At 72.7% G+C, this 6881-nt stretch carries 7 protein-coding genes and 2 pseudogenes; 4 read left to right on the forward strand and 5 right to left on the reverse strand.

Translation table 11 applies throughout. The annotated features are described in order from the left end of the window. From AB0424_RS30850 to AB0424_RS30860, 3 genes and pseudogenes are all read right to left on the reverse strand, one after another. Positions 1-150 (reverse strand): annotated as a pseudogene (locus AB0424_RS30850) (ABC transporter); the annotation flags it as partial. Between the two features lie 63 nt (positions 151-213). After that, positions 214-1059 (reverse strand): DUF4097 family beta strand repeat-containing protein, encoded by an 846-nt coding sequence (locus AB0424_RS30855; protein ID WP_366310210.1) that lies wholly within the window; start codon positions 1057-1059, stop codon positions 214-216. A gap of 87 nt (positions 1060-1146) precedes the next feature. Then, entirely contained in the window at positions 1147-1665 is a 519-nt protein-coding gene (locus tag AB0424_RS30860; protein WP_366310212.1) for a hypothetical protein, read from the reverse strand. 349 nt (positions 1666-2014) lie between these two features. Between AB0424_RS30860 and AB0424_RS30865 the strand changes: the two genes are divergently transcribed. Continuing rightward, positions 2015-2632, forward strand: a complete 618-nt coding sequence (locus AB0424_RS30865; protein ID WP_366310214.1) for a PadR family transcriptional regulator — start codon at positions 2015-2017, stop codon at positions 2630-2632. A gap of 102 nt (positions 2633-2734) precedes the next feature. On the opposite strand, the gene AB0424_RS30870 is transcribed toward AB0424_RS30865, so the two are convergent. Together AB0424_RS30870 and AB0424_RS30875 are read right to left on the reverse strand one after the other, a co-directional pair. Continuing rightward, positions 2735-3163, reverse strand: coding sequence for an SRPBCC family protein (locus AB0424_RS30870; RefSeq protein WP_366310216.1), 429 nt, complete (start codon positions 3161-3163; stop codon positions 2735-2737). A gap of 69 nt (positions 3164-3232) precedes the next feature. Further along, positions 3233-3457 (reverse strand): hypothetical protein, encoded by a 225-nt coding sequence (locus tag AB0424_RS30875; RefSeq protein ID WP_366310218.1) that lies wholly within the window; start codon positions 3455-3457, stop codon positions 3233-3235. Between the two features lie 244 nt (positions 3458-3701). Between AB0424_RS30875 and AB0424_RS30880 the strand changes: the two are divergent. The 3 genes and pseudogenes from AB0424_RS30880 to AB0424_RS30890 form a co-directional block, all read left to right on the forward strand. Beyond that, positions 3702-4166, forward strand: a pseudogene (locus AB0424_RS30880) (Clp protease N-terminal domain-containing protein); the annotation flags it as partial. 380 nt (positions 4167-4546) lie between these two features. Further along, entirely contained in the window at positions 4547-5635 is a 1089-nt protein-coding gene (locus AB0424_RS30885) for an EamA family transporter (RefSeq protein WP_366310220.1), read from the forward strand. Positions 5636-5813: 178 nt separating this feature from the next. Then, the gene (locus AB0424_RS30890) at positions 5814-6782 is read left to right on the forward strand and encodes a DMT family transporter (protein ID WP_366310222.1); all 969 of its coding nucleotides are present in this window, start codon (positions 5814-5816) and stop codon (positions 6780-6782) included. Positions 6783-6881 lie beyond the last annotated feature (99 nt).

Raw genomic sequence — 6881 nt, forward strand, 5'->3', positions numbered from 1 at the left:
GGCGAAGACGGTTCCCTCGGGGATGGTCAGGTCGATGCCGTCGAGGACGGTCTTGTCACCGTAGGACTTGCGCAGTCCGACGGCCGAGACGGCGGCGGGCGCTTGCGGAGCGTCGTTGCGCCTGGGCGTGTTCATGACAGAAGAAGGCATGGAGCCCTCCCTTTCGAAGGGGTGAGTGAGGGGGTTGGGCCGAGCCTTGGGCGGTGGAGGGGGTCAGCCCCGCGAGTGGCGGATGTCGATGTTGCCGTGGCGGGTGCGGGCGCGGACCTCGACGGTGTCCTCCGTCTCCGACGGGGTCTCGGAGGCGGTGAGCGTGTTGCGCACCTGGCCGGAGCCGGAGCTGACGTCGAGCCAGGCGGCGGTGCCCTCCCGGATGCCGACCTCGATGGCGCCGTACGAGGTCTCCAGCTGGACCGTGCCGCGTACGACCTCGCCGAGGCGCAGGGTGCCGTGGGCCGTGGTGGCGACGACCGAGCCGCCGGCGCGCGCGATGTCGATGTCGCCGTTGGCGCCGCTCACCCGCAGATCGCCGGTGGCGGTGCCGATCGTCGTGGTGCCGTGTGAGTTCTTCAGGACCGCGGGGCCGTCGACGGAGCCGACGCGCAGGCTGCCCGAGCTGGTGGTGATCTCCGCCTTGCCCTCGACCCGGTCCACGGTGATCGAACCGTGCGAGGCCGTCAGGTGCAGCGGGCCGGTGCTGTCCAGCCGTACGTCACCGGCGGAGGTCTTCACGCGGACCTCGCCGAGCCGCCCCTCGCCGAGGACCTGTGCCCACGAGCCGGTCAGCTCGACGTTCGAACCGGTGGGGAGCTCGACCGTCACGTCGACCGTGCCGGTACGTCCGACGAGGTAGCGCTGCTTGGGCGTCCTGACCGTCAGGACGCCGCCCGCGCAGGACACCTCGGTCTGCTCCGCGGCGCGGACGTCCTGGTCCTTCTTCGGGTCGCGGGGCCGTACCTCGACGACCGTGTCGAGGCGGTCGGTCGCGGTGAACTGGATGGAGCCGGCGTCCACGCGAGCCGTGGCCGAGATCGGTTCGGGAGTGTCGAAAGAAGGCATGGCTGTCCCGTCCTCTTGGGTCTTCAGGGCGTCCCCGCTGGTGGGACGTGGTCTGGGTGAAGTGGTGCGGGCGGGCGGGAGCGCGGTCTAGCGCACCCAGCCCGTGAAGTTCTGTCCGACGGACTGGGCCTTCTCCGTCGTGCGCGGTCGGCCGCCGCCCTCGACCGCGGCCGCCACGGCGCGGGTCAGCCAGGCGTTGACCGACAGGCCCTCGCGGGAGGCCGCCTCCTCGGCGCGGGTCTTGAGGTGGGCCGGCAGGCGGAGGTTGACCCGGGCGGTGCCGCCCTCGTCGCCCTCGGCGGGCGCCGGGGCCGCGAGCGGCTCGGCCGGGGCGGGGGGCTCGTTGGCGGCGCTGCCGACGGTGGGCGGCAGCGTCACCACGAAGTCGGGGTCCAGCCCCCGCAGCCTGACGTCGACCGAGCCGGGAGCGAGCTCACGGGTGATCTCGTCCGTCGCCGCGGACAGCACGTTGAGCATGGTCAGCCGGGCCGCCGACTCCAGAGGCGCGGTGAGCCGGTCGGCCAGCTCGCGGGCTTCCTCGCCGCCGGCTTCGGCGGCCACCGCGAGTTCGCGGCGGAGAGTGTCGACATACGGGGTGAGATCCATGACGCCATCATGGCACCATCGTGGCGCCATTGGCAAGCGCCTCGGGTGTCGTCGCAGCCGTCCTTGCGGGAGGGTGGTGCTGACCTGCGGAAATGTGGGGTGGGTGGATCGTGCGGTCGGGGTCGCGGTGGCGCTTCCGGTGTGCGTATGTCATTGCGTGGCGCCATGTGGCACCACATGGCGCCACACGGGGTCGTGGGTGCCGCGGGGTGTCAGGTGGCATCCCTGCGGCGTCCCGGGGCGGCTTTCGTCCCGGGGCTCGTTCGGTAGTTGCTCGCCGAACAGTTCCGATATATCGTTGAGGCATCGCGACAGTTCGACGATGAATCCCGATGGAAGGAGCGTTGCGATGCGTTCACATGGACACGAGTACGGAGACGGACACGGAGCCGGTCGTGGAGGCTGCGGCCCCCGCGGGGACTTCGAAGGGCGACGGGCCGCGTTCGGGCCCTTCGGCCCGGGCTTCGGAGGGGGTCCCTTCGGGGGCGGCTTCGGAGGGCGCGGGCGTGGTGGCGGCGGTCGGGGGAGGGCGCGGCGCGGTGACGTGCGCGCCTCGATCCTGGCGCTGCTGAAGGACCGGCCGATGCACGGCTACGAGATGATCCGCGAGATCGGCGAGCGCAGTGACGGGGCCTGGAAGCCCAGTCCGGGTTCGGTCTACCCGACCCTCCAGATGCTGGAGGACGAGGGCCTGATCACCAGCGCGAGCGAGGGCGGCAAGAAGCTGTTCACGCTCACCGACACGGGACGCGCCGAGGCCGAGGAAGGCCCGGACGCTCCGTGGGAGGAGGCCGGTCGCGGGGTCGACTGGGAGGCCGTGAACGAGATCCGGCAGGCCGGTTTCGGTCTGATGGAGGCGTTCGGGCAGGTCTGGAAGACCGGCACCCCCGAGCAGCGTCAGAAGGCGGTCGGCGTGATCAACGAGGCCCGCAAGAAGCTGTACCTGATCCTGGCCGACGAGGACTGACGGTCGGCCGTCGATCGGCCGCCGGTCGCCGGGGCGCACCCGGCACCCATGCGGCGAGGGCCCCGCGGCGTACCGCCGCGGGGCCCTCGCCGTGCGTACGGATCAGACGACGAGGCCCGAGAGCTTGCGCAGGGACTCGGTGAGCGCCGCCGTCGCCGAGTCCTTGAGCTTGCCGGCCATCAGGGACACCGCCGCACCGGTGAACTCCCCGTCGATCCGCACGGTCGTCGCGTCCCCGTCCGCCTCCAGCGAGTAGCGGGTCGTGACCATGACGCCCATGGGGCCCTTCCCCTTGATGGCGAAGGCCCGCTCGGGCTCCAGCTCCTCGACCGTCCAGAGCACCTCGGCCGGGAAGCCCATCAGCTTCATGTTCTCGGTGAAGGTCGCTCCCGCCGCGAGAGGCGCCGGCCCGCCGCCGGGGAAGTCGGTGTGGGTGGCGTTCCACTCGCCGTACGAGGAGAAGTCCGTGAGCTGTGCCCAGACCTTCCCGGTCGGCGCCTCGATCCGTGCCTCCGCGCTGACTTCGGCCATGAGACCACCCCTTCACGCGTGCCAACTGGGTTCCGGTGTCGCGGAACGTAGCGGGGTGGCCGTGAACATTCAATACTGATGAACCGTCAGTTCTGCGGCGGCAGGTCCCGCGCCGTCCCCGATCCACCGGATCTCGGCCGCGTCGAAGCTGTCCGAGGCGCGCGGCGCCCCGTCCTCCTCGTGGCAGTGGAAGGCGGCCCAGAACAGATCCGCCGGCAGTGCCTCCCGGGGCGCGTACACCCGGTACACGTACTGCCGCCCGTCGAACGCGAGCAGGGCCACCATCCAGAACACGACCGGAAGACGTGGGGCAAGCGGCCCGTGGTTGCAGGAGGGGCGCGAGGCAAGGCGGCGCGCGCCCCTTCGGGGCGCGAAACGCAATCTCATCCGCAAGGAGGAGGAACCGTGCACCCGTGCCCAACTCCGGTGGGATGCGGACATGCTTCTCCCCGGTGATGCCCTGGCCGCCCTCGCCTGATGAGGTGGGAGGGTGCACCATCCCGTCCCGCTTCCCCCGCCGCCCCGGCAGCCCGCCGCCCTGCGCGCGGAGCTCGCGTCCTTCCTGACGCCCTCGCTCGGCGCGGTCGTGACGGGCGCCCGCCGCAGAGCGCTCCGGGACGGCGACCGGCAGATCGACACCGCCCACCTCCTGCACGGACTCCTCGAAACCGACCCCGAGGTGACCGAGGCGTTCGGCGACGGCACCCGGCTCGCCCGCGTCCTCGGCTACCTGGCCCAGCGGTCCATCGGCTACGGCCTGCGCTGGCAGCGCTCGGTGGAGGACTCCGGCGCCGGCTGCCTGCTCCCCGCCGTGCGCGAGACCGCGTCCCGGGACGCGGCTGCCTCCGGCTGGTCACCGGCCGCGACCACCGCGTGGGAAGGCGCCTTCCGTCGGGCCGCCGAGCGCGGCGACGACCGGGTGTACGGACTCGATCTCCTCGCCGTCATCGCCGCCGACCCCGAGAGCCGCGCCGCCGAGATCCTGCGCCGCGCGGGGGTCGATCCGGCTGCGCTGGCCGCCGGGGTCGAGGAGTGCGAGAACGCGCGGCCTCGATCCGCTGGTGCCGCGGACGGGCGCAGGGACATGCGCACGGACACGGACCCGTACTCGGATGCGGATGCGGATGCGGATGCGGCGGTCGGTGTGGTGGCGGGTGTGGTGGCAGGTCCAGGCGTGGGAGCCCTGGCCGTGGGCGGCGGCGACAGCGGTGCGGGCGCCGCGTCGGGGACGACCGGCGGCCCCGGTGACGGGGTGTCGGAGGACCACGGCCGTGCCGATGCGGGCTTCCGTTCCGATATCCGCCCCGACACCCGCGGTGAGGAGTCGTCTCAACAGGTGTGACGGGGGTTACGCACCTGACGGCGCCCTGTCATGATGGCCTGATGCACGCGTCTCAGGGGAGAAGCGCCGGCCTGGGACTAGCCCTGGCCTCGGCCTTCGCATTCGGTGGTTCAGGTGTGGCGGCGAAGCCGCTCATCGAGGCGGGGCTCGACCCGCTGCATGTGGTGTGGCTCCGCGTGGCCGGTGCCGCGCTCGTCATGCTGCCGGTGGCGTGGCGTCACCGGGACCTCCTGCGCCGCAAACCCGCTCTCCTCGTGGGCTTCGGCCTGCTCGCCGTCGCCGGCGTCCAGGCTTTCTACTTCGCCTCGATCTCCCGGATACCCGTCGGCGTCGCCCTTCTCATCGAGTACCTCGCGCCCGCCCTCGTCCTGGGCTGGGTCCGCTTCGTGCAGCGCCGGCCCGTGACGCGCGCCGCCGCCCTCGGCGTGATCCTCGCCGCCGGCGGGCTCGCGTGTGTCGTCCAGGTGTGGTCCGGCCTGAGCTTCGACCTGCTCGGTCTGCTGCTCGCGCTCGCCGCCGCATGTTGCCAGGTCGGCTACTTCGTCCTCTCCGACCAGGGCTCCGACGAGGCCGAGCAGGCCGACCCGCTCGGCGTCATCGCGTACGGACTCCTCATCGGCGCGCTCGTCCTCACCGTGGTCGCCCGCCCCTGGAACATGGACTGGGCGCTCCTCGGAGGCCGCGCCGACATGGACGGCAGCAGCGTGCCCGCATGGCTGCTGCTCGGCTGGATCATCCTCATCGCCACCGTCCTCGCGTACGTCACCGGAGTCATCTCGGTGCGCCGGCTCTCCCCGCAGGTGGCGGGGGTCGTGGCCTGCCTGGAAGCCGTGATCGCGACCGTCCTGGCATGGGTGCTGCTCGGCGAGCACCTGGAGGCGCCCCAGATCATCGGTGGTGCCGTCGTGCTCGTCGGCGCGTTCATCGCCCAGTCGTCGACGCCGAAGAGCCCGGCGGCGGGGCCCGTGGCGGGCTCCGGGCCGCAGGGGGAGGCGGCACCCGCCGTCGCCACCGAGCTCGGTGGCGGTCTCGGTGCCGTGTCCGGTGTCGTGGCGGGTGCCGGTCCCGGCGCCGGCGACTCCACGGCCGGGCGGGACCCGGAGTTGTCCGGCGGACGAACCGGACCGTAGGGTGCGGGCCATGCAGAAGACCGTGCTTCCGCCTCCCGCCGCCTAGCGCGCGCGGAGGACTCCTCCTCGACGAAGACCGGGCTCGGCCGGGCGGTTCCCCGCCCCCGAGCGGTTCGTCGCTGCCCGCGCGCGGATCCCAGCGACCACCTTTCCCTCCTGTCTTCCACGGAGAAGTCACGTGTCGAACTCCTCGGAATCCGCCCTGTCCGTCGGGCGGAGCCTGCTCTATCTGATCGTCGCCGGCATCGCCTGGGGCACGGCCGGCGCCGCCGCCTCGCTGATCTTCCGCATCAGCGACATGGGTCCGCTGGCCCTGTCGTTCTGGCGTTGCGTGGGCGGACTCGTCCTGCTGCTCGGTGCGCTCGCACTCCGGCCGCGGCGCGCCGCCGCCCGCACCGCGGGGGAGACCCGCGGCCGCCGGACGGCCCGCATCCTCGGTACCGGGATCGGGCTCACCGTCTTCCAGAGCGCCTACTTCGCCGCCGTCCAGGCCACGGGACTCGCGGTCGGCACCGTCGTGACCCTCGGAGCCGGCCCCGTCCTCATCGCGGTCGGTGCCCGGCTCACCATGGGCGAGCGCCTCGGCCGGGGCGGGATCACCGCCGTCACGGGGGCGCTGGCCGGGCTCGCCGTGCTGGTCCTGGGCGGCGGAGCGACGGAAGTACGGCCCCTGGGCGTGGTCCTGGCCGTCGTCTCGGCGGCCGGGTACGCGGCGATCACGCTGCTCACCCGGTGGCTCGGCCGCGGCGGCGGAGGCAGGGACGCCTTGGCGACGACCACCTGGGCCTTCGCCATCGGAGCGGCCGGACTGCTGCCCGCCGCGCTCGCCGAGGGGTTCGTGCCGCACACCGACGCGCCCCTGAGCGTGGTGCTCCTGCTCCTCTACGTGGCCGCGGTGCCCACCGCGCTGGCATACGCGCTCTACTTCGCCGGGGCGGCCGTCGTCCGGGCCGCCACCGTCTCCGTGATCATGCTCCTGGAGCCGGTGAGCGCGGCCGTCATCGCCGTCTCGCTCCTCGGCGAGGAGCTCACCACCGCCATCGTCCTCGGGACGCTCCTCCTGCTCGCCGCCGTGACCGGCCTGGCCTTCGCGGAGGCCCGGACGGCGGTGGTGGAGCGCCGACGGGAGGAGCCGGTGGCGGTCTAGCGGTCTAAAGGGTGTTGCAGAAGGCTCAGTTCTGGGCATTTTCCCTGTATGGGTGGGGTGTTGCGGGCTGAGCCGGTGTGGGTGGAGACGTTCACGGGC

Source organism: Streptomyces sp. NPDC051180 (assembly GCF_040689545.1).
Classification (GTDB): domain Bacteria; phylum Actinomycetota; class Actinomycetes; order Streptomycetales; family Streptomycetaceae; genus Streptomyces.

What these genes read in the sequence shown, in the direction of transcription:
- AB0424_RS30855 (WP_366310210.1), bottom strand. Translation starts at nt 1,059, where the DNA reads ATGCCTTCTTTCGACACTCCCGAACCGATCTCGGCCACGGCTCGCGTG.
- AB0424_RS30860 (WP_366310212.1), bottom strand. Translation starts at nt 1,665, where the DNA reads ATGGATCTCACCCCGTATGTCGACACTCTCCGCCGCGAACTCGCGGTG.
- AB0424_RS30865 (WP_366310214.1), top strand. Translation starts at nt 2,015, where the DNA reads ATGCGTTCACATGGACACGAGTACGGAGACGGACACGGAGCCGGTCGT.
- AB0424_RS30870 (WP_366310216.1), bottom strand. Translation starts at nt 3,163, where the DNA reads ATGGCCGAAGTCAGCGCGGAGGCACGGATCGAGGCGCCGACCGGGAAG.
- AB0424_RS30885 (WP_366310220.1), top strand. Translation starts at nt 4,547, where the DNA reads ATGCACGCGTCTCAGGGGAGAAGCGCCGGCCTGGGACTAGCCCTGGCC.